A 22,409-nucleotide genomic window follows, 5' to 3' on the forward strand; every position below is an offset into this window, starting at 1 on the left:
GCGTAATAATACTGGCGAGGGATAGGAAACACAAGGTAAAGATCGAGCGCGCTGAGAAATAAAACGCGGCTGCAGAACGGGCGATGAATTCTTGCTAAAAGCCGCTGCGACAACCACCGCCGGTGCAGGATTCTGCTCATCTGGCGCAGGCATTTTTGGTGAAATCGACTCCCTCTATCGGGGAATAGCGTAAACTCATGCCACTGCCATCAAAGAGAGCTGAAGATGCGTCCGATAATCGCGTTATCCGTCATCCTGCTGCTGAGCGCCTGCAGCGCGCTGAAAACCACGCCCCAGCCGCCCCCGCCGCCAGCGAACCACGCGCAGGAGATCGTCCGCGCCCAAACCACCAATCTGACCCGGCTCGGTACGGCCAGCGTGACGGTGCGCGGTTCCCCGGACGATGCCGAACGGGCGCTGGCGGAAAAAGCCAACGCCAGTGGTGCCAGCTACTATCTTATCCAACTGGTGAGCGAGACGGTCGCGCCCGGCATGTGGTACGCCTCAGCTATCTTCTACGGCCCTTCAGCTCATGCCGCTGGCGCGCAATAACAGCCGCTGGCAGACGTCTTCGGGGATCGCCGTGCCACCGCGTGGGTCCAGCTGCTGGCGGCACCAGGCATCCGCCAGCGGCGGCTCCAGATGGCGCAGCACCTGCTCTGCGGTCGCCAGCGCAAACAGCCGCTCGACGAGGCTCCGCGCCCGCGCTTCATCCGGCTGGCGCAGCATTAATCTGAGCTGACGCCACTGCTGGTCAACGTGGCGATTGATGCCTTTCACTTCGGCAAACTGCGCCTCCAGCCTTTCACCAAGCGCAGGCTGCTTAAGCAAGACCCGCAGCACGTCAAGGCACATCACATTGCCGGACCCTTCCCAGATACTGTTAACCGGCATTTCGCGATAGAGTCGGGGCAGTTCACTGTCCTCGCAGTAGCCGATGCCGCCGAGCACCTCCATGGATTCGGCGACAAAAGGGATGCCGCGCTTGCAGATGACATACTTCGCGGCCGGGGTCAGCAGCCGACTGTAGCCACGCTCGGTTTCCTCTTTGCCCTCTGACCAGGCGCGTGCGAGGCGCATCAGTAGCGCCGTTTGGCCTTCCAGTATTAGCGCCTGCGAGGCCAGTACCTGGCGCATCAGCGGCTGATCCACCAGTTTTTTTCCCTGCACCTGCCGCTGATGGGCATGATACAGAGCCACCGAGAATGCGCGGCGCATCTGTCCGTGGCTGCCCAACGCGCAGTCAAAGCGGGTGTAACCGCCCATTTTCAGGATTTGCCGCACGCCTTCGCCCTCGTCGCCAATCAGCCAGCCAAGTGCGTCCCGAAACTCCACTTCGCCACTGGCGTTGGAGCGGTTGCCGAGCTTGTCTTTTAGCCGCTCGATCTGCACGCCATTACGCGTGCCGTCTGGAAGCAGTCGCGGCAGGAAAAAGCATGACAGGCCAGCGGAGGTCTGAGCCAGCATCAGATGGGCATCGCTTTGCGGCACCGAGAAAAACCATTTATGCCCCACCAGCCGATAGCATTCACCGGAGCCACGACGGTCGACGGGTTCAGCGCGGGTGGTATTACTCAGCACGTCGGTTCCGCCCTGCTTTTCGGTCATGCCCATGCCGATCAGCAGCCCGCGCTTGAGTTCACCCGGCTGCAGGTGTGCATCGTAGCGATCGGAGAGCAGGCCCGGCAGCCAGTTGTGAAATTCAGCGGGCAAATAGCGCTGTAGCAGCGGGATAGCGCCGAAGGTCATGGTGACCGGGCACAGCGTTCCGGCCTCAACCTGGGCATGCAGAATAAAACGCGCGGCGCGCGCCACGAAGGCGTTCTCTGGCGCATCGGGCAACCACGGCAGGTTGTGCACGTGGTTAGCGCACAACCCCTGCATCAGCAGATGCCATGCCGGATGGAAGCGGACATCGTCCAGCCTTTCTCCCGCAGCATCGTAGCGCAGCAGCTCCGGCGGATTACGGTTTGCCAGCCTCCCCAGCTCAAGCGATTCCGCGCTGCCCAGCTGTTGTCCGACGGAAGCCAGACGTTCAGCATCCCAGCCAGCGCCATGACGCAGTACGGCGTCACGCAGCGGAATATCGGAAAGAAACAGATTGCTGTTATTCAGGGGGGTGGGTTGATTGAAGACAGTATGGGTTTTCCAGTCCATCACGGCATCCTGTTTAAAACGGGCCAGATGACAGGATAAAACGGGTGGCGGAGAATGCTGGGGCGCAGGTCACGCCCCGGACAATTTACTTCACGCTACGCTGGCGTACCGCTTCAAACAGGCAGATCCCGGTCGCGACGGAGACGTTCAGTGATGACACGCTGCCCGCCATCGGAATGCTGATCAGCTCGTCGCAGTGCTCACGCGTCAGGCGGCGCATGCCCTCGCCTTCTGCACCCATCACCAGCGCCATCGGACCGGTCATTTTGCTCTGATACAGGTCGTGATCTGCTTCACCGGCGGTGCCGACAATCCACACGTTGAATTCCTGCAGCTGGCGCATGGTGCGTGCCAGGTTGGTTACGCGGATCAGCGGCACGTGCTCGGCGGCACCGCTGGCCACTTTCTTCGCGGTTGCGTTCAGGGCTGCGGAGCGATCTTTCGGCACGATAACCGCATGAACGCCGGCGGCGTCTGCGCTACGCAGGCAGGCACCCAGGTTATGCGGATCGGTTACGCCGTCGAGGATCAGAAAGAACGGACTTTCCAGGCTTTCTAACAGGTCGGGGAGATCCCCTTCCTGATACTGACGGCCCGGCCTGATGCGGGCAATAATGCCCTGATGCACCGCACCCTCAGAGGTGCTGTCCAGCATCTGCTTGTTGGCCACCTGGATCACCACGCCCTGCGCTTCCAGCGCTTTCACCAGCGTCTGTAAGCGGCGATCGTCGCGCCCTTTCTGGATAAAGACTTCCTGGAAACGCTGCGGGTCGCTGTCCAGCAGCGCCTGCACGGCGTGGATACCAAAAACAATTTCACTCATGGTTCAGTTACTCAAAGGTCATCATTCAGTTGAAAGGGGCAAACGCGTCAGCGCTCGCCCCCCTGCTACAGTGTATTTCCACCGCTCGGTTAGTCGCGGTCGGATTTTTTCCCTGCGCGTTTCGCTTTGGTGGCGGCGGCGATTTTACGGGTTTTATCCGACGGCCTGCGCGGCTTTTTCTCGCTTTTTGCTGGCTGAGCGCTTTTCGACTCGCCAGCGGTGCGGAAGGCAGCGTCCGGCTCGAAGTTTTTGCTGCCCGGGCGCGGGGCGCGACGGCGATTACCGCTGTTTTTAGCCGCGCCGCGTTTTTCACGATCGCGCTCGGTTTTGCCTTCGCCACGCGGTTTACGCTGGCTGGAGATCAGCGCGAAATCGATTTTACGCTCGTCCATATGCACGGCATCAACGCGCACTTCCACCGAGTCGCCCAGGCGGTAGGTACGGCCACCGGACTCGCCGATCAGACGCTGACCAACCGCATCAAAGCGGTAGTAGTCGTTGTCCAGCGTCGACACGTGCACCAGACCGTCGATAAACAGATCGTCCAGGCGCACGAAGAAGCCAAAGCCGGTGACGCTCGAAATCACACCGCTGAAGGTTTCACCCACCTGGTCGTGCATGAAGTCGCACTTCAGCCAGTCGGCAACGTCGCGCGTCGCTTCATCAGCGCGGCGCTCGGTCATCGAACAGTGCTGGCCAAACTGCAGCATCTGCTGCAGATCGTAGTGGAAACCGCCGGTTGGCGTGGTATTCCCCTGCAGCGTGTTGTTCTCTTTCGCCACCAGATACTTAATCGCGCGGTGCAACAGCAGATCCGGATAACGACGGATCGGCGAGGTGAAGTGCGCGTAGGAAGCCAGCGCCAGACCGAAGTGACCACGGTTTTCCGGATCGTAAACCGCCTGCTTCATGGAGCGCAGCAGCATGGTTTGCAGCATTTCATGATCGGGACGTCCGGCGATCTGGTTCAGCAGTTCGGCGTAATCCAGCGGCTGAGGTTTATTGCCACCCGGCAGCGTCAGGCCCAGCTCGTTCAGCACGGAGCGGAAGCTTTTGATGCTGTCATCGCTTGGGCGATCGTGATCGCGGAACAGCGCAGGCTCGTTGTTTTTCTCAACGAAGCGCGCCGAGGCGATGTTGGCGAGGATCATGCACTCTTCGATCAGTTTGTGCGCATCGTTGCGGGAGACCTGCTCAATACGATCGATACGGCGTTCGGCGTTGAAGATAAACTTCGCTTCATCCGTTTCAAACGAAATGCCGCCGCGCTGCTCACGGGATTTCTCCAGCGCCAGATACATGCGGTGCAGCTCTTCCAGGTCTTTCACCAGCGGCTGATACTGCTCGCGCAGATCCTGGTCACCCTGCAGAATGTTCCACACCTTGTTATAGGTCAGGCGCGCGAACGAGTTCATGACCGCTTCATAGTGCTTGTAGCCGGTCAGCTTACCGGTAGAGGACACGGTCATCTCGCACACCATGCAGAGACGATCCACCTCCGGGTTCAGTGAACACAGGCCGTTAGACAGCACCTCCGGCAGCATCGGTACGACCTGAGATGGGAAGTAAACCGACGTGCCACGGTTAATCGCTTCGGCATCCAGCGGCGTGCCGGGACGCACGTAGTAGCTGACGTCGGCAATCGCGACCCACAGGCGCCAGCCGCCGCCGCGCTTACGTTCGCAGAATACGGCATCATCGAAGTCGCGGGCATCTTCACCATCAATGGTGACCAGCGGCAGATCGCGCAGATCCACACGGCCTTTTTTCGCCTCTTCCGGCACTTCTTCACTCAGATGAGCGATCTGTTTTTCCAGCTCCGGCGGCCAGACGTGCGGAATATCATGGGTGCGCAGCGCCATTTCTACGGCCAGGCTGGTACCCATATTATCGCCGAGCACTTCGACGATTTTACCAATGGCTTTAGTGCGGCGGGTTGGGCGCTGCGTGAGCTCCACCACCACCACAAAGCCCATTTTGGCGCCCATCAGCTCTTCGGCTGGGATAATAATATCGAAGCTCAGGCGGCTGTCGTCGGGAACGACGAAGCCCACGCCGGCATCGGTAAAATAGCGGCCAACAATCTGTGCGCTGCGCGGTTCTACTACGCGCACCACGCGCACTTCACGGCGACCACGACGATCGGCGCCCATGGCCTGGGCGAGAATGATATCGCCGTGCATGCACATCTTCATCTGCTCGGCAGAGAGGTACAGATCGTCTTTGCTACCTTCGATGCGCAGGAAGCCGAAGCCATCGCGATGGCCAATGACTTTGCCTTTTAACAGGTCGAGGCGTTCCGGCAGCGCGTAGCACTGGCGGCGGGTGAAGACCAGCTGCCCGTCACGCTCCATCGCGCGCAGGCGGCGACGCAGCGCTTCGATCTGCTCTTCAGTGTTAATGGATAGTTCTACCGCCAGCTCTTCACGGCTGGCAGGCTTTTCGCGTTTGTCCAGGTGAGCGAGAATAAACTCACGGCTGGGAATAGGGTTTTCGTACTTTTCAGCTTCTCTTTCCTGAAAGGGATCTTTTGACATCGAGGTTCCTCCGTTGTCAGCTGCTGAGCGACACGCGGTCGGTCAGCAAAATTTTGTAAAGCGGATGGTTGTCTTCCACCAGGTCAGCCAGGGTGTAGTTGTCCAGTTCCCGCAGGAAGCTCTGGACAGCATCATGCAGCGCCTTTTTCAGGCGGCAGGCAGAGGTGATATGGCAGAAATCGCTGTGGCAGTTCACCAGTTGCAGCGGTTCCATATCACGGACTACCTGACCAATCACAATCTCCTCAGCCGGTCTGCCCAGGCGGATACCGCCATTTTTACCGCGCATCGCCGCGATATAACCGGCACGGCTAAGTTGATTGATAATTTTGACCATATGATTACGGGACACGCCATATGTGTCTGTCACTTCGCTGATGCTGGTCATCTGGCCCTCTGGTAAAGAGGCAAGATAGATCAGCGCACGTAAGCCGTAATCGGTAAAACTGGTTAGCTGCACAGTAACCTCAAGGATAAAACCCGTATTGAAGCTGTCATCCGCTTAAGAATGGACTTTGTTAGCAATGATAATAAACCAGCCACCGCAAAGGGGCGATTTTATTTAAACAAGCGGCATGGGTGAAAAGAACTGACGGGAACGGCATGAAACCAGTGCAGGAAAGGATCTGGCCGGGCAATGCCCGGCCTGAAATACAATTATGCGTCAAACGGGTCGCGCAAAATCATCGTTTCACTACGGTCCGGACCGGTTGAAATAATATCAACGGGTACACCGGTCACTTCTTCAACGCGCTTAATGTAGTCAAGCGCTGCCTGCGGCAGACCATCGCGCGTTTTCACGCCAAAGGTCGTTTCGCTCCAGCCTGGCATGGTTTCGTAGATTGGCTCGATACCTTCCCAGTTTTCTGCTGCCAGCGGCGTGGTGGTCACTTCGCTGCCGTCAGGCATGCGGTATGCCACACAGATTTTCACTTCTTTCAGGCCATCCAGCACGTCCAGTTTGGTCATGCAGAAGCCAGAAAGGGAGTTGATCTGCACGGCGCGACGCACAGCAACCGCATCCAGCCAGCCGGTACGACGACGACGGCCTGTGGTGGCACCGAACTCGTTGCCCTTCTCACACAGGAACTCACCGGTTTCGTCGAACAGTTCGGTTGGGAACGGACCTGCACCCACGCGAGTGGAGTAGGCTTTAACGATGCCCAGAACGTAATCCACATAGCGCGGACCAATACCTGAACCCGTTGCCACGCCACCGGCGGTGGTGTTAGACGAAGTCACGTACGGATAGGTACCGTGGTCGATATCCAGCAGCGTACCCTGTGCGCCTTCGAACATGATCAGGTCGCCACGCTTGCGCGCGCCGTCCAGCAGTTCAGACACGTCAACCACCATACCGGTCAGGATATCGGCAATCGCCAGGGTATCCGCCAGCACTTTATCGTAGTCAACCGCGTCGGTTTTGTAGTAGTTAACCAGCTGGAAGTTATGATATTCCATCACTTCTTTCAGTTTGGCTGCGAAGGTTTCTTTGTTAAACAGGTCGCCAACGCGCAGGCCGCGACGAGCCACTTTATCTTCGTAAGCCGGGCCAATACCGCGACCGGTCGTACCGATTGCTTTCGCGCCGCGTGCTTTTTCGCGCGCAACGTCCAGCGCCACGTGGTACTCAAGGATCAGCGGGCAGGCCTCAGAAATGAACAGACGTTCGCGTACCGGGAAGCCGCGATCTTCCAGACCTTTCATCTCTTTCATCAGAGCAGCCGGAGACAGCACAACACCGTTGCCGATGATGCTGGTGACGTTTTCACGCAGGATGCCAGATGGAATTAAGTGGAGGACGGTTTTTTCACCGTTGATGACTAGCGTATGGCCAGCGTTATGGCCGCCCTGATAGCGCACTACGTATTTAGCACGTTCCGTCAGGAGGTCAACAATCTTACCTTTACCTTCGTCACCCCATTGGGTGCCCAGTACGACGACGTTCTTACCCATTTCTCAAAATCACCGATTGCTTAAAAATGGATTCTACCATCGTCATTTTAGTCTTTCAGCTGTTTTAGCATACGATTGCGTACTTTTTTGCCGACAATCGCCATATCGGGGCAAATATCACAACCTGCTGCGGATTTAGCCGCCGTTGTGTACGCTAATCATGTAGTAGATCACAGCACCCGCCACCACCAGCCCGCCGCCGACCCTGCGCAGTAGTGCATCCGGTAGCTGCGCCATCGACAAAATCATCCGCCGCCAGATACGCGGCCAGAGCATCGGCCCCAGCCCTTCAAAAACCAGCACCAGGCCCACCGCCATCCACACAATTGCATTCATCTTCGTCGATCTCGTTACTGTTCTGCCAGCCGCTGCCGGGCAAACTCCGGCCATAAAAAAAGGCCGGAAATTCCGGCCTTTCGCAGTTATAACAGATTATCAGCGCGTCGTGGTAGACGGATTCTTCATAAAGCGGAAGAAGTCGCTATCCGGGCTGAGCACCATCACGTCCTGGTTGCTCTTGAAGCTGTTCTCGTAGGCACGCAGGCTACGCATAAACGCGTAGAAGTCCTGGTCCTGACTGAAGGCATCAGCAAACAGTTTCGCCGCTTCAGCATCACCTTCACCGCGGGTGATACGCGCCTGGCGTTCTGCCTGAGCACCGATGAAGGCCACTTCATAATCCGCCTGCGCGGTCACTTTTGCTGCTTCTTCATCACCCTGCGCACGCTGGCTGCGGGCAACAGATTCACGCTCGGCACGCATACGGGCAAAGATCGCGTCTGATACTTCAGTTGGCAGGTTGATCTGCTTAATGCGCACATCCACCACCTGAATACCCAGCGCAGCCATGCTGTTCGGGTTGATTGACGGTTCTTTGCTCGACGTTTCACGCTCAACGCGCGCCGCGACCGAAGCAATCGCATCATCCGCTGCCGGCGTGGCCACTTCATCATCCTGACCGGCGCTACCGGTGTTCAGCGCATCGCGAACGTCGGTAGTCAGACGACCACGTGAGTCGGTAACGATATCTTTAACGTCCAGGCGACCAATCTCAGAACGCAGACGGTCACTGAACTTACGTTTCAGCAGAACTTCAGCCTGGGAAACATCACCACCCCCGGTGGCGAGGTAGTAGCGGCTGAAATCGCTGATACGCCATTTGATATAGGAGTCAACGATCAGATCTTTCTTCTCTTTGGTCACGAAGCGGTCGGCCTGGTTATCCATGGTCTGGATACGGGCATCGAGCGGCTTCATAGATTCCAGGAATGGGATCTTAAAGTGCAGGCCTGGCGCATAGACCAGCGGCTTGTTCTCATCATCACGCAGAACTTTACCGAAGCGCATCACAATGCCGCGCTGGCCTTCCTGTACAACAAACAGTGACGCGTACAGCACCACCAGCACAACAATCAATAATACGATTAATGGCTTACGCATCAGTTACTCTCTCCCTTCGCGCTGGGTATCGTTGCGCTGGGAGTTCACCCGGCGCTGATCCATGATGTCGTCCGGGCTGAACGACGTACTGCTGCTGGCGCGTTCGCTACCGCTGCTGGCAGGAGGCGTGCGCATCAGGCCGGTGCTGTCAGCGCTGCTCGCCGGTGCGCTGCCTGACTGGCCACGCATCAGCTGATCCAGTGGCAGAACCATCAGGCTGTTGCCTTTGTCATTCACCAGCACTTTACGAGTATGGCCCAGCACGCGTTCCATGGTTTCGATATACAGACGTTCGCGGGTAATCTGCGGTGCGGCTTTATACTCCGGCAGAATACGTGCAAAGCTGTCCACTTCACCTTGCGCTTCCAGCGTGATTCGTGCTTTGTACGCACGTGCTTTTTCCAGCGTTTCCTGTGCTTTACCACGGGCTACCGGAATTTCTCCGTTGGCATAGGCTTCCGCCTCACGCACTTTCTGCTCGCGGTTTTCACGGGCGGCGATCGCATCATCAAATGCGGCCTTCACCTCTTCCGGTGGACGTGCCGTCTGGAAGTTAACGTCCAGCAGCGTGATCCCCATATCGTAAGGGCGAATGGTTTCTTCCAGCTCGCGCTGGGTATCGCTACGCACGACGGTACGGCCTTCGGTCAGGATACGGTCCATCGTTGAGCGACCAATCACGCCGCGCAGGGCGCTGTCAGTTGCCTGACGCAGACTGTCATCCGCGCTGGTGACCGAGAACAGATAACGTTCTGGATTGGTAATGCGATACTGCACGTTCATTTCCACGCGCACGACGTTTTCATCAGATGTCAGCATCGTACCGGAGGCAGAAAGCTCGCGCACCGCCTCAACGTTGACGGCACGAACCTGATCGATAAAGGTTGGCTTCCAGTTCAGGCCCGGCTCAACCAGATGGCTGAATTTACCAAAGCGCGTCACTACGCCACGCTCGGCTTCTTTGATGGTATAGAAACCGCTACCGGCCCAGATAACCACCACAGCCGCTGCCGCGATGCTGACCAGACGCCCGGTATTGCCGGAGCGACGCTGATCGTTACCGTTACCGTTGCCGCCGCCATCGCCACCTTTTTTGCCACCGCCCAGACCACCAAGCTTATTGCTCAGCTTACGGAAGATATCATCCAAATCAGGAGGACCTTTATCACGTCCTCCCTTATTTCCCCCAGAGTTGCCGCCTTGATTATTGCTGCTTCCCCACGGGTCGCGGTCCTGTCCGTTATTTCCGGGCTGATTCCACGCCATGTTTATGCTCCATTAATTGTGTGTGCGGTGGTACCCCAAACCGGGATACGCGTGTCAGGCAAAATCAGTCAAACAATGTAATCCACCAGCTCCGGTACCTGTTTACACAGACGTCGCCAGTCAACGATCGGCATGCGTACCTGTAAACCTACGCTACCATCATCCTCATTCCACTCTTTTTCTATCGCCTGAAGCTGATAAAAACGACTGCGCAGCCGCCCCGCTTCCGGCGGCAAACGCAAATCATACTGCGCAATTTCACCGGCCAGGCGTTCGGTCAACGCCTGGAACAGTAGCGGGATCCCCTCACCGGTTTGTGCGGACAACCAAACGCGGATCGGCAGGTTTTCTTCATTACGATCGATGCGCGGAACAAAATCTTCCAGCATATCAATCTTGTTCATGATCAGCAGGCTGGGGATCTCATCGGACTCGATCTCTTCCAGCACGACGTTTACCGCGTTGATGTTCTCTTCAAGACGCACATCGGCGGCATCAATCACGTGCAGCAGCAGCGTCGCCTGACGGGTTTCCTGCAGCGTGGCCTTAAACGCCGCGACCAGGTCATGAGGCAGATGGCGGATAAAGCCCACCGTGTCGGCCAACACAACTTCACCGACGTCAGCAACGTTGACCCGGCGCAGCGTCGGGTCCAGCGTGGCAAACAATTGGTCTGCCGCATAGACATCGGCAGACGTTAAGCGGTTGAACAGGGTGGACTTACCGGCGTTGGTATAACCCACCAGCGATACGGTCGGCACATCGGCTTTGCTTCGTGCCTGCCTGCCCTGCTCGCGCTGCTTTTCAACACGTTCAAGACGGGAAAGAATCAGCGTTATACGGTTTCTTAATAACCGACGGTCGGTTTCGAGCTGGGTTTCACCCGGGCCACGCAAACCGATACCGCCTTTCTGGCGCTCAAGGTGCGTCCAGCCGCGTACAAGACGGGTCGCAAGATGACGCAGCTGCGCCAGTTCTACCTGTAATTTACCTTCATGAGTTCGGGCGCGCTGCGCGAAGATGTCCAGGATTAACCCGGTACGGTCGATAACGCGGCACTCACAGAGCGCTTCAAGATTACGCTCCTGGGCCGGGCTGAGCGAGTGGTCAAACAGCACCACGGAAGCCCCGCTCTCTTTTACCGCTTCGGCAATTTCTACAGCTTTTCCTTCACCGACAAAGTATTTAGGATGTGGCGCTTTGCGACTGCCGGTCACGACACGGAGCGCTTCTACGCCAGCGGAAGACACGAGGTTTTCAAACTCCTGCAGATCTTCCATATCTTTGTCTTGCGAAAAATAGATGTGTACCAGTACGGCCTGCTCACCGGCATCATAACGGTCAAACAAACTTAAACCTCTCAGAACCTGGTTGAACCTGCTACCCGATGGCCATACTGCATCAAAACAGCGTAAACATGGCGCACACAGCTCAATAAACGATATTTTTACGCAATATCATCCCGCCCAAAGCGAGATGAGAAAAACGGGATAACACATTTGCCAGGACGGGGAACGATTCCCCGTCATGGATGGACAGCGACGCTAGTTACTCGGCGTCATCACTGTCTTGTTGAGGCTGAGAAGACGCCCCCGGGTTGCTTCCACCGTGATGATAGTTGCTGCTACCGCCACCCGCATTGTTGCTGTGGTGGGAAACCGGACGGGACGGGACAACGGTCGAGATCGCGTGCTTGTACACCATCTGGCTAACCGTATTCTTCAAAAGAATTACAAACTGATCAAACGACTCGATCTGGCCCTGAAGTTTGATGCCATTTACCAAATAAATCGAAACCGGAACACGTTCACGACGCAGTGCGTTCAAGAACGGATCTTGCAATGATTGCCCCTTAGCCATTCTATCTTTTCCTTATATGCTTGTTGTTTGTAACTTAAGAACCTGACGGTTCGAAATACGACGTAAAAAATTTGCGCGCGATAACGCACCAATTGTACACAATCACCCAGGCTTCGCACTAAGAACGTGTAACACTCTGGCATACGCTTCGTCGGGCCGTTCACTGTCAAGCCAGTGGACATCTTTCCAACCGCGTAGCCAGGTTATCTGACGTTTAGCTAACTGCCGGGTCGCGCAAATTCCCCGATAAACCATTTCATCGTAATCAATTTCACCGGACAAAAATGACCACATCTGGCGATAACCAACACAACGAATGGAAGGCATATCCGTATGCAAATCACCTCGTGCAAAGAGCGCCCGAGCCTCCGCTTCAAATCCTGACGCCAGCATCTGTTGAAAACGCAACTCTATTCTCTGATGGATCAGTTCGCGGTTCGCTGGCGCGATAGCAAACTGGTGAACATCATAGGGCAGCGCATCTCCAGACGTTTTTGTCAGTTCCGTTAAAGTTTTACCCGAAATAAAAAAAACTTCCAGTGCTCGCGAAAGTCTCTGGGGATCATTCGGATGAATACGACGTCCAGCAACGGGATCTACGTCACATAACTGGCGATGAAGCGCTTCCCAGCCCTTTTCACTCGCCATTTGCTCTATACGCTGACGCACTTCAGGATCGGCCGCGGGCAGTGGGGATAATCCTTCCAGTAACGCCTTGTAATAAAGCATGGTGCCACCAACAAGCAACGGAATATTCCCACGTTGGGTAATCTCCGCCATTTCAGCCAGCGCATCGCGACGAAACTCGGCCGCTGAATAGCTTTCAGCGGGGTCGCGGATGTCCAGCAAACGATGGGGCGCTAATGCCAGCTCTTCTGCAGAAGGCTTGGCGGTGCCGATGTCCATTCCGCGATAAATCAGTGCGGAATCTACGCTAATCAGCTCTACCGGCAGCGCCTGGCGCAGGGCTATCGCCAGCGCGGTCTTACCGGAGGCCGTCGGCCCCATCAAAAATATTGCCTTAGGCAGGCCAGCCGTGGATTGTTCACTCATACTTCAGGGTGTTCATCGCCGTAGTTATATCGATGGTCTGCAATAATCCAGAAGGTGGCGATTTCACTAACTGCGGGCAGAGTCGTTCAACATCGGCCAGCAGAGCAATCGCCTGCGAGTGATTCCAGTGCTGATGTTCAGAAACAGACTGACGCGCTAACCACTGCGCTGTCTGACTGGCTGAAACATCCTGCTGCCGGGCCAAATAGCCTAACAGTTCTGGAATCAAGTTTTGTAAATTTTGTTGGCGTAATGGTAAAGGCACCGCGCGCAGCATCACATGCTGACCCTCCGCAAGCAGTTCAATACCCAGCTGATTTAGCAACGTTGCCGAATCGGCCATCGCCCCACGCTCGGCTTTATCCAGTTTGAGGCGCACCGGGATCAGTAACGGCTGCGGTTTAAGGCCTTCTGAGCCGGGTTCCAGCTGGGCCTGTTTCAGCCAGCGTTCGGCAACGGCAAGGGCAATCAGCGACAGGCATTCTGCACTTTCTACCAGCGCGTAGTGCTGCTGCAAAACCGTCAACACGCGGCCGAAGCTCTGCGCGTGGCCGCGGAGCGGCTCCGGTAGCGGCTCGGGACTTTTTTCCGGCACCGGAAGAGCGGGCTCGTTGCATCGCGGCGGCGGCGTATTCATCAGCTGCTGGTAAGCCGCGCCCTCACGTTTCTGATAAACCGGCTCCTGCCGCCGGTGTGGGAACATTGCTGCAGCCAGGCCACCGGACGGGCGTTCTGAGGCAGACTCGCCGGAAGGGTTGCGTGATCCTGTTGGAGAGGATGATGATCCACCAGATGCACGCGGGGCATCTGCTGCTGCGGAGTCCAGACGGAACTCCCCTCCAGCTCCAGCTCCAGCTCCAGCTCCAGCTCCAGCTCCAGCTCCAGCAGAATAATCTGCACCGGAGGGTGCAGGCGTGGAGAAATGATTTCCCCCCGCCGCCTGGCGGTTTTCAGGCTGCCAGCGTTCTGCGGGAATACCCGGTTCCAGATCCTGCAGCGTTTCCTGACCGGTTTCCTGCAGCACGCTCACCACGCCCTGATAAATAAAATCATGCACCAGCCGCGACTGATGGAAGCGCACCTCGTGCTTGGCCGGGTGAACGTTGACATCAACCTGATGCGGATCGATTTCAAGATACAGCACGTAGGCGGGCTGGTGCTGTTCGCCCAGCTTATCCTGATAGGCCTGGCGAATCGCGTGATTAATCAACCGGTCGCGCATCATGCGCCCGTTAACATAGCAATACTGCAGCTCGCTCAGCACCTTTGAGCCGGCGGGATCGGCAACCCAGCCGCGCAGCGTCAGCTCCCCGTGCTGCCACTCAATAGCCAGCGCGTGGCTGATAAACGCGGTACCGCAAATCGCCCCGAGACGCCGTTCACGTTGAGCATCATCAGTGACGCCACGGTACTGCCGCACCAGCTTGCCGTTATGACTGAGGCTAATCGCCACATCGAAACGCGCCAGCGCAATGCGGCGCACCACTTCGTCGATATGGGTAAATTCGGTCTTTTCGGTGCGCATAAATTTGCGACGGGCGGGGGTGTTATAAAACAGATCGAGCACTTCCAGCGTGGTGCCGACCGGATGCGCAGCGGGCTTCACCGTTACCGCCTGATCGCGGCCTTCCGCATACGCCTGCCAGGCTTCGCTCTGCGCTTCGGTGCGCGAGGTGAGCGTCAGACGGGAGACCGAGCTGATACTGGCCAGCGCCTCGCCGCGAAAACCGAGGCTGATAATCGCCTCAAGATCGTCGAGCGTGGTGATTTTACTGGTGGCATGCCGGGCCAGCGCCATCGCCAGCTCGTCCTTGCCGATGCCGCAGCCGTTATCACGAATACGGATCAGCTTTGCCCCGCCCTTTTCGATGTCGATCTCAATCCGTGTCGCACCCGCATCCAGGCTGTTTTCCACCAGCTCTTTCACCACGGAGGCCGGGCGCTCTACCACTTCGCCAGCGGCAATCTGGTTAGCAAGCTGCGGTGGTAGCACCTGAATGGGCATAGCTTTCCTCGATTACGATGTAGGGATGGTCAGGGTCTGACCCAGCATCACGTTCTGCGTTTTCATCTTGTTCGCCTGCTGAATCGCCTGCGGGCTGACGCCATATTTGGCAGCAATGGCCGTGAGTGAATCACCCCGGACCACTTTATGCCGCTGCGGTTTCACGGCTTTCACCGTACTGGCGATCTGCTTTACGCTCCCCGCTGGCACTTTCAGGCGCTGGCCGACCCAGACCACATCTTTCTTCAGCGTGTTCAGGGAGCGCAGCGTTGCCATGCTGACGCCATAATGCGCGGCAATGCCGGAAAGCGTTTCGCCGCGTTTCACCACGTGGCGCTGGGTCGCACCGGTGTAGAGCGTTCCTGCCGGTGCCGGGTTAGCTTCGACTTCAACCGCCGCTGCGGACTGCAACGGTCGGTTTTCCTCCTTTGGGACGGATTGTAGCGGGTGCGCCAGGAAGTAATTGCGCAAGCCTTTATAAATCGACTCGGCAATCTTCTGCTGGTAAGCGCTACTGCCAAGCAGTCGCTCCTCCGAAGGGTTGCTGATAAAGCCGGTTTCCACCAGCAGGGACGGAATATCCGGCGAGCGCAGAACGCCCAGGCTGGCATGTTCCGGACGACGTTTATGCAGCGCACCCACGCGCTGCAGCTGGGCAATCACTTTTACCGCGACATCGTAGCCCACCCGCTGCGAGTGGCCGAACTGCAGATCCAGCACCGCCTGGCTCAGGTACGGATCCGCCTGGCTGTTGGCCAGCAGGTCACCCGCGCCGCCCAGCAGTTCAGACTGCTTCTCGTGCTGTTCCAGCCAGCCGGCCATTTCGCTGTTGGCGCGGCGGTTGGAGAGCACCCACACCGATGCGCCCGACGCGCTGCGGTTAGGGGCTGCATCCGCGTGGATAGAAACCAGCAGGTTGGCATTTTGCTTACGCGCCACGTCAGAACGACCCATCACGGAGATAAAGTAATCGCCGTCGCGGGTCATCACGCCCTTAAACATCGGATCGTCGTTCAGCAATGCCTTCAGTTTGCGGGCAATGGCGATGGTAACGTTCTTTTCTTTCAGCCCACCGCCGCCGATAGCACCGGGATCCTGGCCGCCGTGTCCGGCATCAATGGCCACGATCACCGTATCGCCGCTGCTGGACGAGGTGCTGCGCGGGCGCGCGGTTTGCGTTCCGCTGGTGACGGCCGTCACCGGATTGGCATTAAACGGATTTTTCTCCGGCTGGCTGGCCGGGCGTGAAGCCGAACTGCTGCTGGCCGCCGTGCGTGATGCCTGACTGTTAGTGACCGGTACCGGACGGCTGGCCACTTTCGCCGGACGCGAGCCGCTGATCGTAAACACCACGTCGTAGCTGCTGCCGTTTTTCTGGGTCACCGCCCGTGTTTTACCCGGCTGGGTCAGTTCAAATACCAGTCGAATGCTCTGGCTGTCCTTCGCCTCGCTGGAGCGAATGCGTTTAACAATATTTTCGCCGCTGAAGGTCAGCGGCAACCCGCCGACAATACCGCTCTGGCGGATATCCAGCACCACGCGGTCAGGATTATGCAGCGGGAAGAAAGCGTAAATAGGCTGCCCGGCAAAGCTCAACGTCACTTTGGCCTGGTCACTGCCGTTGGAAACTTTAATGTCGGACAGGCTTGCCGCCATGGAGGCAAACGAGCAGAAAAACAGGAAAAGCAAAATCAAGGATTTAATCTGCCGCATCATACCTCACCCTGCTGTGATGCAAACTGCTGCAGCATCGTTTCACCAGCGGCCGAGCGGGCGCGCAACTCGGCCTGACGCGCATGCCCCTGATAGTTCAAATGCAGTTCCATATCCGGTTCCGGCAGCACGCCGGTTCCCTGCTGCGGCCATTCCACCAGGCAGATACTGTCATTGGTGAAGTAATCACGAATGCCCATAAACTCCAGTTCTTCCGGATCGGCCAGGCGATACAGGTCAAAGTGATACACGCGACGATCGACCAACTCGTAAGGTTCTACCAGCGTATAGGTCGGACTTTTGACGTTACCCTGATGCCCTAAAGCCTGCAAAAACCCGCGACTGAACGTCGTTTTTCCCGCGCCCAGATCGCCGTACAGATAAAGAGTTGCCGCGCCGTCACAGACGCGGGCCAGTCGGGCACCCAATGCGAGGGTTGCTGCCTCATCGGGCAACGCGATTACACAGGTCATCATTCTTTTTTATTCGACATCTCAGGATTAACAAACAGATAGAGCACGGAAAACAGATCGGTGGCTAACATGCCGCGTGTACCATAGCGGGCGGCCACCGCGTCGGCTGCCGCGCCGTGCGTAACGCACCCTGCGCAGGCAGCATCGTAGAGCGGGAGCTTTTGCCCCGCAAGGCTGCCGATGATGCCGGATAACACATCGCCCATACCACCGCTGGCCATACCAGCGTTGCCCACATCGGCTATCGCCAGTTTACCGTTCTCTTCCGCGATAAGCGTTCCGGCCCCTTTCAGTACCACCACTCCGCCATAGCGCTTGACCAGCCGCCGCACCGCAAGTAAGCGGTCACTTTCAATTTCACTCACTTTCACGTTCAGCAGGCGCGCGGCCTCGCCGGGATGCGGCGTCATAATCCGATTTTGACGTTTATCGGGGCTGATTGCCAGCAGGTTAAGCGCATCGGCATCCCAAAGCATCGGTTTATGAGAGTTTTCTACCTTTTTCAGCGCTTTTTTACCCCACGGCCCCTGTCCCATCCCCGGTCCGATCACAATGAAATCAGCCCACTCCATCCCATCATCCAGCGCGGCAGCGGTCAATTCCTGGACCATCAGCTCGGGGCGTGCCATCAGCAGCGGGCCAACGTTCTCAATGTGAGTAAGTACTCGCACAAGCCCTGAGCCCGTACGCAGCGCAGCTTCAGCCGCCATGCGTATCGCGCCTGCGGTGCCGTGATCGCCGCCAATCAGCAGCAGGCGGCCGTGATCGCCTTTATGGGACGTGGCTCGTCGCGGTGTCAGCCAGCGGGAGAGATAACCGGCATCATAACGCGCAATCGGTGCCTGCTGCGTCACCAGCCAGGGATCGAGCCCTAGGCTGTGATAATCGAGCTGCCCAACATAGTCACGCGCCTTTCCGGTCAGCAAACCCGGCTTGAGGGCGATAAACGTCAGGGTAAATGCCGCTTCTATCGCCACGCCGGGCACAGTACCGTTAGCGGCCACTAACCCGGAAGGCACATCGACGGCAAAAACGGCGGCAGAATGACGGTTTGCCTGCTCAATCAGGCGATCGTAAGGCACGCCAGGTGCCCGATTCATTCCGGTCCCCAACAGCGCATCGACAATCACCTCCACATCATCCGGCCAGTCGATGGCGGGATCGTGGACCACGCCGCCTGCGGCCAGCCAGGCATCACGCGCCCGCTGAGCTTCATCCGGTAGCCGATTACGTCCCTCCACGGCGAGCAGCGTCACCGTCAGTCCCGCGGCCTTCGCCAACCGCGCCACCACGAAACCATCTCCCCCATTGTTGCCCTGCCCGCAGAGCACCAGCCAGTGGCGGGTATCCGGCCACAGGCTCCGCATCTGGTTAAACGCCGCTTCCCCCGCCCGCTGCATCAGTTCAAACAGGGTAATCCCCAGCGCATCGGCCCCTTCCCGCTCAAGCTGAGCTGTCGCCTCCACAGGCCAGACAGAATAGGGTAAACTAAGGCTGTCTTTCTGCTGGTTCAGGTTTTTCATGTCACATCCTCTCGATTTCCATCAACTTGCCCTGGATATTAAACAGTGGGGGCTGGCGCTCGGCTTTCAGCAGGTCGGTATCTGCGATACCGATTTAACGCTGGAGGAGCCGCGCCTGCAGGCCTGGCTGGATAAACAATATCACGGGGAAATGGACTGGATGGCGCGTCACGGCATGATGCGCGCCCGTCCCCATGAACTGATGCCCGGCACGCTGCGGGTCATCAGCGTGCGCATGAACTATCTTCCGGCGAAAGCGGCCTTTGCCAGCACGCTAAGAAATCCTCGTCTGGGCTATGTTAGCCGCTATGCGCTGGGCCGTGATTACCACAAAGTATTGCGTAATCGCCTTAAAAAGTTAGGCGATATGATCCGGGAACGCTGTGCGGAAGCGCAATTTCGTCCCTTTGTTGATTCCGCCCCGGTGCTGGAGCGCCCTCTTGCCGCAAAAGCCGGGCTGGGCTGGACCGGTAAACATTCGCTGATCCTTAATCGTGAAGCCGGATCGTGGTTTTTCCTTGGCGAGCTGCTGATCGACCTGCCTCTTCCCGTCGACGGCCCGGTGGAAGAAAACTGCGGGCGCTGCGTGGCCTGTATCACCACCTGCCCGACCGGGGCAATTGTCGAACCTTATAAAGTCGATGCCCGTCGCTGTATTTCGTATCTGACCATTGAGCTGGAAGGCGCGATCCCGGAAGAATTCCGGCCGCTGATCGGTAACCGCATCTACGGCTGCGATGACTGCCAGCTAATCTGTCCATGGAACCGTTACGGTCAGCTTACCGATGAGGATGACTTCAGCCCGCGTGCCGTACTGCACGCACCGCCGCTGGTCGATTTGTTCGCCTGGGACGAGGCAAAATTTCTGCGGATAACAGAAGGCTCTGCCATCCGTCGTATCGGGCACCTGCGCTGGCTGCGAAACGTGGCCGTGGCGCTAGGTAATGCACCGTGGGACGCATCACATGTTCAGGCTTTAAAGGCAAGGCTGGGGGAGAATGAGATGCTGGATGAGCATATTCGCTGGTCGGTCGCCTGCCAGCTGGCAAAACGCGATGAAAATGCGATTGATGTTCAGAGCAGCCAGCAGCGGCGCCTGGTGCGTGCGGTTGAGAAAGGATTACCGCGTGATGCTTAAATGCACAATCGGGTCGATTTTCATGCCAGCAAGTTTTTCCACATGCTGTGAATAAAAATAAAAAACCGTTGTCATTCAACCTTCACAGAAATGACAAGCGATCCAGATAACAATTTGAAATATTCACAAATAGATAAAAAACAATAAGTTATAAATAAAACGTAAGAATTTGCTTATCAGGCAATCGCCGACAGATGAAAAGCATCCTGTGGATAACTCTGTTTAAAACAATTTTGGCTTAGTAATGAGAAAATCAATACCCGGCAGCAATTGCTGTGGATAATTTGATTTTTTTGATGAGATAAAACTATTTTTGGAGCGGGAAACGAGACTCGAACTCGCGACCCCGACCTTGGCAAGGTCGTGCTCTACCAACTGAGCTATTCCCGCTTGGAAGTGTTGCTGCTTTACTGCACTAAAAATCTGTAACTCACTGATTTTTATAGCTTTCCTCGTTCATTCCCGAGGAGAGGTCGCTATTATGGACCTGTTTGATAGCGCTGGCAAGACCTGCGTCAAAAAAAATTCACACGGATCTCATTCTTTCTACAAATCGCCACGGGGCTTGACGATAAGCCTCATTTCCCTCGTTCGGGAAGGAGATTGTCATCGAATAATTTATGGCTAGATTTCAGTCAATTATCTAAGGAGCTAGAAAACCATCACGGTGTTGCAATATTAAGACTTTTTGCCAGCAACGGAAGGATCTGAGAAATGACCTCATGATGAATGTCCTCTCTGCTTCTGTCGCCCCCATCCTTGCAGAGGATCCCTTTGCCCGGATTTTCACTTTCCCGTCGTGTTTCAGCGCCAGTGTTCACCGTTGAAAAACGACATAAACAGAGGCAACACAATAAAAATGAGGGATTAGTCCATGGGAGAAACAGCAGTAAAACAGGATGATTTCAGGCAAGTTTTCGACTGTTCGTCAATTTGAAATGATATTTAAATGACGCAGTGAGGAAAAAAAGAAAAACTGAAGAAACTTGGAGCGGGAAACGAGACTCGAACTCGCGACCCCGACCTTGGCAAGGTCGTGCTCTACCAACTGAGCTATTCCCGCTTAGGAGTGGTGTTGCTATCAAACAGTAGGTAATTGCTTGATATTTAAATTTTTTACTTCATTCCCTAATCAGGAATGGGCGCCATTATGGACCAGATGCAGCGAGCTGACAAGCCCTCTTCCGCGCTTTTTCGTCTTAATCACACCGACTGCTATAAATTTCCCCAAAAAGAATAATTAACCGGCAAATATCAGCACGTTCGGACGGTTAACAACCCTATGTACATAGAGAACGTTTGCAGTATCATCAAGTGAGAACGATTACCATTTACACTTACAAAGGATGTTGTTTTATGTCTCTACCTCGTTTTACTCGCACCTGTCTAGCAACCTGCGTGTTATTCGCGGCATCGGGTTCCTTTGCTGCAGAAACCTCTTCCGCCAACATCCCCGTGACCGACAGCATCAATACCCAGACGCTGAATAAGAACCCGCAGAATGTCGTCGTCTACGATCTGGCGATGCTGGATATTCTTGATGTACTGGGAGTCAAGGTTTCCGGGCTGCCGTTACCGAAACAGAAAGGCGCTTACCCGGCTTACCTCAGCAAATATGAGTCGGGCAACTACTATAACGTCGGCAACCCGTTTAAACCCGACTTCGAGGTGCTGAAGCAGCACAAGCCGGACTTGATTATCGGCGGCAGCCGCGCGTTTGAATCGACGGATAAATTACGCGCCGTGGCACCCACGCTGGATCTGACCGTGGATAATGCCCACCTGCTGAGCAGCCTGGAAGATCGCACCCGCACCTTAGGCAAGCTGTTTGATAAGCAGCCGCAGGCAGAGCGGGCACTCGCCGCGTTTAATGAGGATATTCAAAAAACGCGTCCGCTGGCGGAAAAAGCCGGTACCGCGATGACCGTGCTGGTGACCGGCGATAAGCTGATGGCCTATGGCTATGGCGATCACTACGGTTTTATCTTCGATCTGCTGGGCTTTAAAGAAGCCACTCAGGTCGAGGGCAAGGGGCGTTTCGGTGAGATCGTTGATGCGGCCCGCATCAAAAAAGCCAACCCGGAATGGATCTTCGTGATCGACCGCAACAGCGCTATCGGTCAGGGAGCGGCGAATGCGGAGAAACTGCTGGGCGATCCGCTGGTGCGTGCAACCAAAGCGGCAAAAGACGGCCATATTGTTTATCTGGACGCCAAAGCGATTTATTCCGCGGGTGGGTTAACGGCCTATGACCAGCAGGTGAAGCGTATTTATGGCGTATTGAGCAACAGCCAGTAATATCGTCAGGGCGGTGGTGGCATCGCCCTGATGTTTCGCCGAGCTTAGCAGGATATATCGCTGTGATAAGTTGCCTGGTGTACAGGAAATTGCCAGCAAACGTCAGAATTACAGGCATAAAAAAAGGACCCTAAGGGTCCTTTTTTCACTGTTTTACCGCTTTCGCA

General features: G+C 56.4%; 18 protein-coding genes and 2 tRNA genes. 3 read left to right on the top strand and 17 right to left on the bottom strand.

Translation table 11 applies throughout. The features are described from left to right. Positions 1-225: 225 nt before the first annotated feature. Complete coding sequence (bsmA, locus tag EC836_RS07450; RefSeq protein WP_123331638.1) at positions 226-552, top strand: biofilm peroxide resistance protein BsmA; 327 nt, start codon at positions 226-228, stop codon at positions 550-552. Here the strand turns inward: bsmA and EC836_RS07455 are convergent. The 15 genes from EC836_RS07455 to nnr form a co-directional block, all read right to left on the bottom strand. Further along, on the bottom strand, positions 526-2,157 hold the full coding sequence (locus EC836_RS07455) for an isovaleryl-CoA dehydrogenase (protein WP_123331640.1): 1,632 nt from the start codon (positions 2,155-2,157) through the stop codon (positions 526-528). The genes bsmA and EC836_RS07455 overlap by 27 nt on opposite strands. A gap of 85 nt (positions 2,158-2,242) precedes the next feature. Further along, positions 2,243-2,980, bottom strand: coding sequence for a 23S rRNA (guanosine(2251)-2'-O)-methyltransferase RlmB (gene rlmB, locus EC836_RS07460; RefSeq protein WP_123331642.1), 738 nt, complete (start codon positions 2,978-2,980; stop codon positions 2,243-2,245). An 89-nt stretch (positions 2,981-3,069) separates the two neighbouring features. Continuing rightward, a complete protein-coding gene (gene rnr / locus EC836_RS07465; protein WP_123331644.1) occupies positions 3,070-5,517 on the bottom strand; it encodes a ribonuclease R in 2,448 nt (815 codons plus the stop codon). A 16-nt stretch (positions 5,518-5,533) separates the two neighbouring features. Then, positions 5,534-5,977: a nitric oxide-sensing transcriptional repressor NsrR gene (gene nsrR, locus EC836_RS07470; protein ID WP_123331646.1), complete on the bottom strand. Its 444-nt coding sequence runs from the start codon at positions 5,975-5,977 to the stop codon at positions 5,534-5,536. 197 nt (positions 5,978-6,174) lie between these two features. Then, on the bottom strand, positions 6,175-7,473 hold the full coding sequence (locus EC836_RS07475) for an adenylosuccinate synthase (protein ID WP_123331648.1): 1,299 nt from the start codon (positions 7,471-7,473) through the stop codon (positions 6,175-6,177). A gap of 135 nt (positions 7,474-7,608) precedes the next feature. Then, positions 7,609-7,809, bottom strand: coding sequence for a DUF2065 domain-containing protein (locus tag EC836_RS07480; protein WP_123331650.1), 201 nt, complete (start codon positions 7,807-7,809; stop codon positions 7,609-7,611). 99 nt (positions 7,810-7,908) lie between these two features. Continuing rightward, a complete protein-coding gene (hflC, locus tag EC836_RS07485) occupies positions 7,909-8,913 on the bottom strand; it encodes a protease modulator HflC (protein ID WP_123331652.1) in 1,005 nt (334 codons plus the stop codon). Between the two features lie 3 nt (positions 8,914-8,916). Next, positions 8,917-10,179, bottom strand: a complete 1,263-nt coding sequence (hflK, locus tag EC836_RS07490; RefSeq protein ID WP_123331655.1) for an FtsH protease activity modulator HflK — start codon at positions 10,177-10,179, stop codon at positions 8,917-8,919. 68 nt (positions 10,180-10,247) lie between these two features. Then, positions 10,248-11,528, bottom strand: a complete 1,281-nt coding sequence (gene hflX, locus EC836_RS07495; protein WP_123331656.1) for a ribosome rescue GTPase HflX — start codon at positions 11,526-11,528, stop codon at positions 10,248-10,250. Positions 11,529-11,727: 199 nt separating this feature from the next. After that, positions 11,728-12,039: an RNA chaperone Hfq gene (gene hfq / locus EC836_RS07500; protein WP_123331658.1), complete on the bottom strand. Its 312-nt coding sequence runs from the start codon at positions 12,037-12,039 to the stop codon at positions 11,728-11,730. 102 nt (positions 12,040-12,141) lie between these two features. After that, positions 12,142-13,092 carry a tRNA (adenosine(37)-N6)-dimethylallyltransferase MiaA gene (gene miaA, locus EC836_RS07505; RefSeq protein ID WP_123331660.1) on the bottom strand — a complete coding sequence of 317 codons (951 nt, stop codon included), beginning with the start codon at positions 13,090-13,092 and terminating at the stop codon, positions 12,142-12,144. Next, the gene (gene mutL, locus EC836_RS07510; protein WP_123331662.1) at positions 13,085-15,097 is read right to left on the bottom strand and encodes a DNA mismatch repair endonuclease MutL; all 2,013 of its coding nucleotides are present in this window, start codon (positions 15,095-15,097) and stop codon (positions 13,085-13,087) included. The genes miaA and mutL overlap by 8 nt, the downstream gene beginning before the upstream one ends. Positions 15,098-15,109: 12 nt before the next feature. Beyond that, positions 15,110-16,813, bottom strand: a complete 1,704-nt coding sequence (gene amiB, locus EC836_RS07515) for an N-acetylmuramoyl-L-alanine amidase AmiB (protein ID WP_199735052.1) — start codon at positions 16,811-16,813, stop codon at positions 15,110-15,112. Beyond that, complete coding sequence (tsaE, locus tag EC836_RS07520; protein ID WP_123331664.1) at positions 16,810-17,286, bottom strand: tRNA (adenosine(37)-N6)-threonylcarbamoyltransferase complex ATPase subunit type 1 TsaE; 477 nt, start codon at positions 17,284-17,286, stop codon at positions 16,810-16,812. The genes amiB and tsaE overlap by 4 nt, the downstream gene beginning before the upstream one ends. Continuing rightward, entirely contained in the window at positions 17,283-18,806 is a 1,524-nt protein-coding gene (gene nnr, locus EC836_RS07525) for a bifunctional ADP-dependent NAD(P)H-hydrate dehydratase/NAD(P)H-hydrate epimerase (protein WP_123331666.1), read from the bottom strand. Before nnr ends, tsaE begins: the two co-directional genes overlap by 4 nt. Between nnr and queG the strand changes: the two genes are divergently transcribed. Further along, positions 18,805-19,944, top strand: a complete 1,140-nt coding sequence (queG, locus tag EC836_RS07530) for a tRNA epoxyqueuosine(34) reductase QueG (RefSeq protein WP_123331667.1) — start codon at positions 18,805-18,807, stop codon at positions 19,942-19,944. The genes nnr and queG overlap by 2 nt on opposite strands. A 314-nt stretch (positions 19,945-20,258) precedes the next feature. Here queG and EC836_RS07535 read toward each other — a convergent pair. Further along, a tRNA-Gly gene (locus EC836_RS07535) sits at positions 20,259-20,334 on the bottom strand. Positions 20,335-20,931: 597 nt separating this feature from the next. After that, positions 20,932-21,007 (bottom strand) — tRNA-Gly (locus EC836_RS07540). A 293-nt stretch (positions 21,008-21,300) separates the two neighbouring features. Here EC836_RS07540 and EC836_RS07545 point away from each other — a divergent pair. Beyond that, positions 21,301-22,242, top strand: a complete 942-nt coding sequence (locus tag EC836_RS07545; RefSeq protein WP_123331669.1) for a siderophore ABC transporter substrate-binding protein — start codon at positions 21,301-21,303, stop codon at positions 22,240-22,242. Positions 22,243-22,409 lie beyond the last annotated feature (167 nt).

The sequence above is a fragment of the Erwinia sp. JUb26 genome, assembly GCF_003751505.1.
Lineage (GTDB): Bacteria > Pseudomonadota > Gammaproteobacteria > Enterobacterales > Enterobacteriaceae > Erwinia.

What these genes read in the sequence shown, in the direction of transcription:
- bsmA (WP_123331638.1), top strand. Translation starts at nt 226, where the DNA reads ATGCGTCCGATAATCGCGTTATCCGTCATCCTGCTGCTGAGCGCCTGC.
- EC836_RS07455 (WP_123331640.1), bottom strand. Translation starts at nt 2,157, where the DNA reads ATGGACTGGAAAACCCATACTGTCTTCAATCAACCCACCCCCCTGAAT.
- rlmB (WP_123331642.1), bottom strand. Translation starts at nt 2,980, where the DNA reads ATGAGTGAAATTGTTTTTGGTATCCACGCCGTGCAGGCGCTGCTGGAC.
- rnr (WP_123331644.1), bottom strand. Translation starts at nt 5,517, where the DNA reads ATGTCAAAAGATCCCTTTCAGGAAAGAGAAGCTGAAAAGTACGAAAAC.
- EC836_RS07475 (WP_123331648.1), bottom strand. Translation starts at nt 7,473, where the DNA reads ATGGGTAAGAACGTCGTCGTACTGGGCACCCAATGGGGTGACGAAGGT.
- EC836_RS07480 (WP_123331650.1), bottom strand. Translation starts at nt 7,809, where the DNA reads ATGAATGCAATTGTGTGGATGGCGGTGGGCCTGGTGCTGGTTTTTGAA.
- hflC (WP_123331652.1), bottom strand. Translation starts at nt 8,913, where the DNA reads ATGCGTAAGCCATTAATCGTATTATTGATTGTTGTGCTGGTGGTGCTG.
- hflK (WP_123331655.1), bottom strand. Translation starts at nt 10,179, where the DNA reads ATGGCGTGGAATCAGCCCGGAAATAACGGACAGGACCGCGACCCGTGG.
- hfq (WP_123331658.1), bottom strand. Translation starts at nt 12,039, where the DNA reads ATGGCTAAGGGGCAATCATTGCAAGATCCGTTCTTGAACGCACTGCGT.
- miaA (WP_123331660.1), bottom strand. Translation starts at nt 13,092, where the DNA reads ATGAGTGAACAATCCACGGCTGGCCTGCCTAAGGCAATATTTTTGATG.
- mutL (WP_123331662.1), bottom strand. Translation starts at nt 15,097, where the DNA reads ATGCCCATTCAGGTGCTACCACCGCAGCTTGCTAACCAGATTGCCGCT.
- amiB (WP_199735052.1), bottom strand. Translation starts at nt 16,813, where the DNA reads ATGATGCGGCAGATTAAATCCTTGATTTTGCTTTTCCTGTTTTTCTGC.
- tsaE (WP_123331664.1), bottom strand. Translation starts at nt 17,286, where the DNA reads ATGATGACCTGTGTAATCGCGTTGCCCGATGAGGCAGCAACCCTCGCA.
- queG (WP_123331667.1), top strand. Translation starts at nt 18,805, where the DNA reads ATGTCACATCCTCTCGATTTCCATCAACTTGCCCTGGATATTAAACAG.
- nnr (WP_123331666.1), bottom strand. Translation starts at nt 18,806, where the DNA reads ATGAAAAACCTGAACCAGCAGAAAGACAGCCTTAGTTTACCCTATTCT.
- EC836_RS07545 (WP_123331669.1), top strand. Translation starts at nt 21,301, where the DNA reads ATGTCTCTACCTCGTTTTACTCGCACCTGTCTAGCAACCTGCGTGTTA.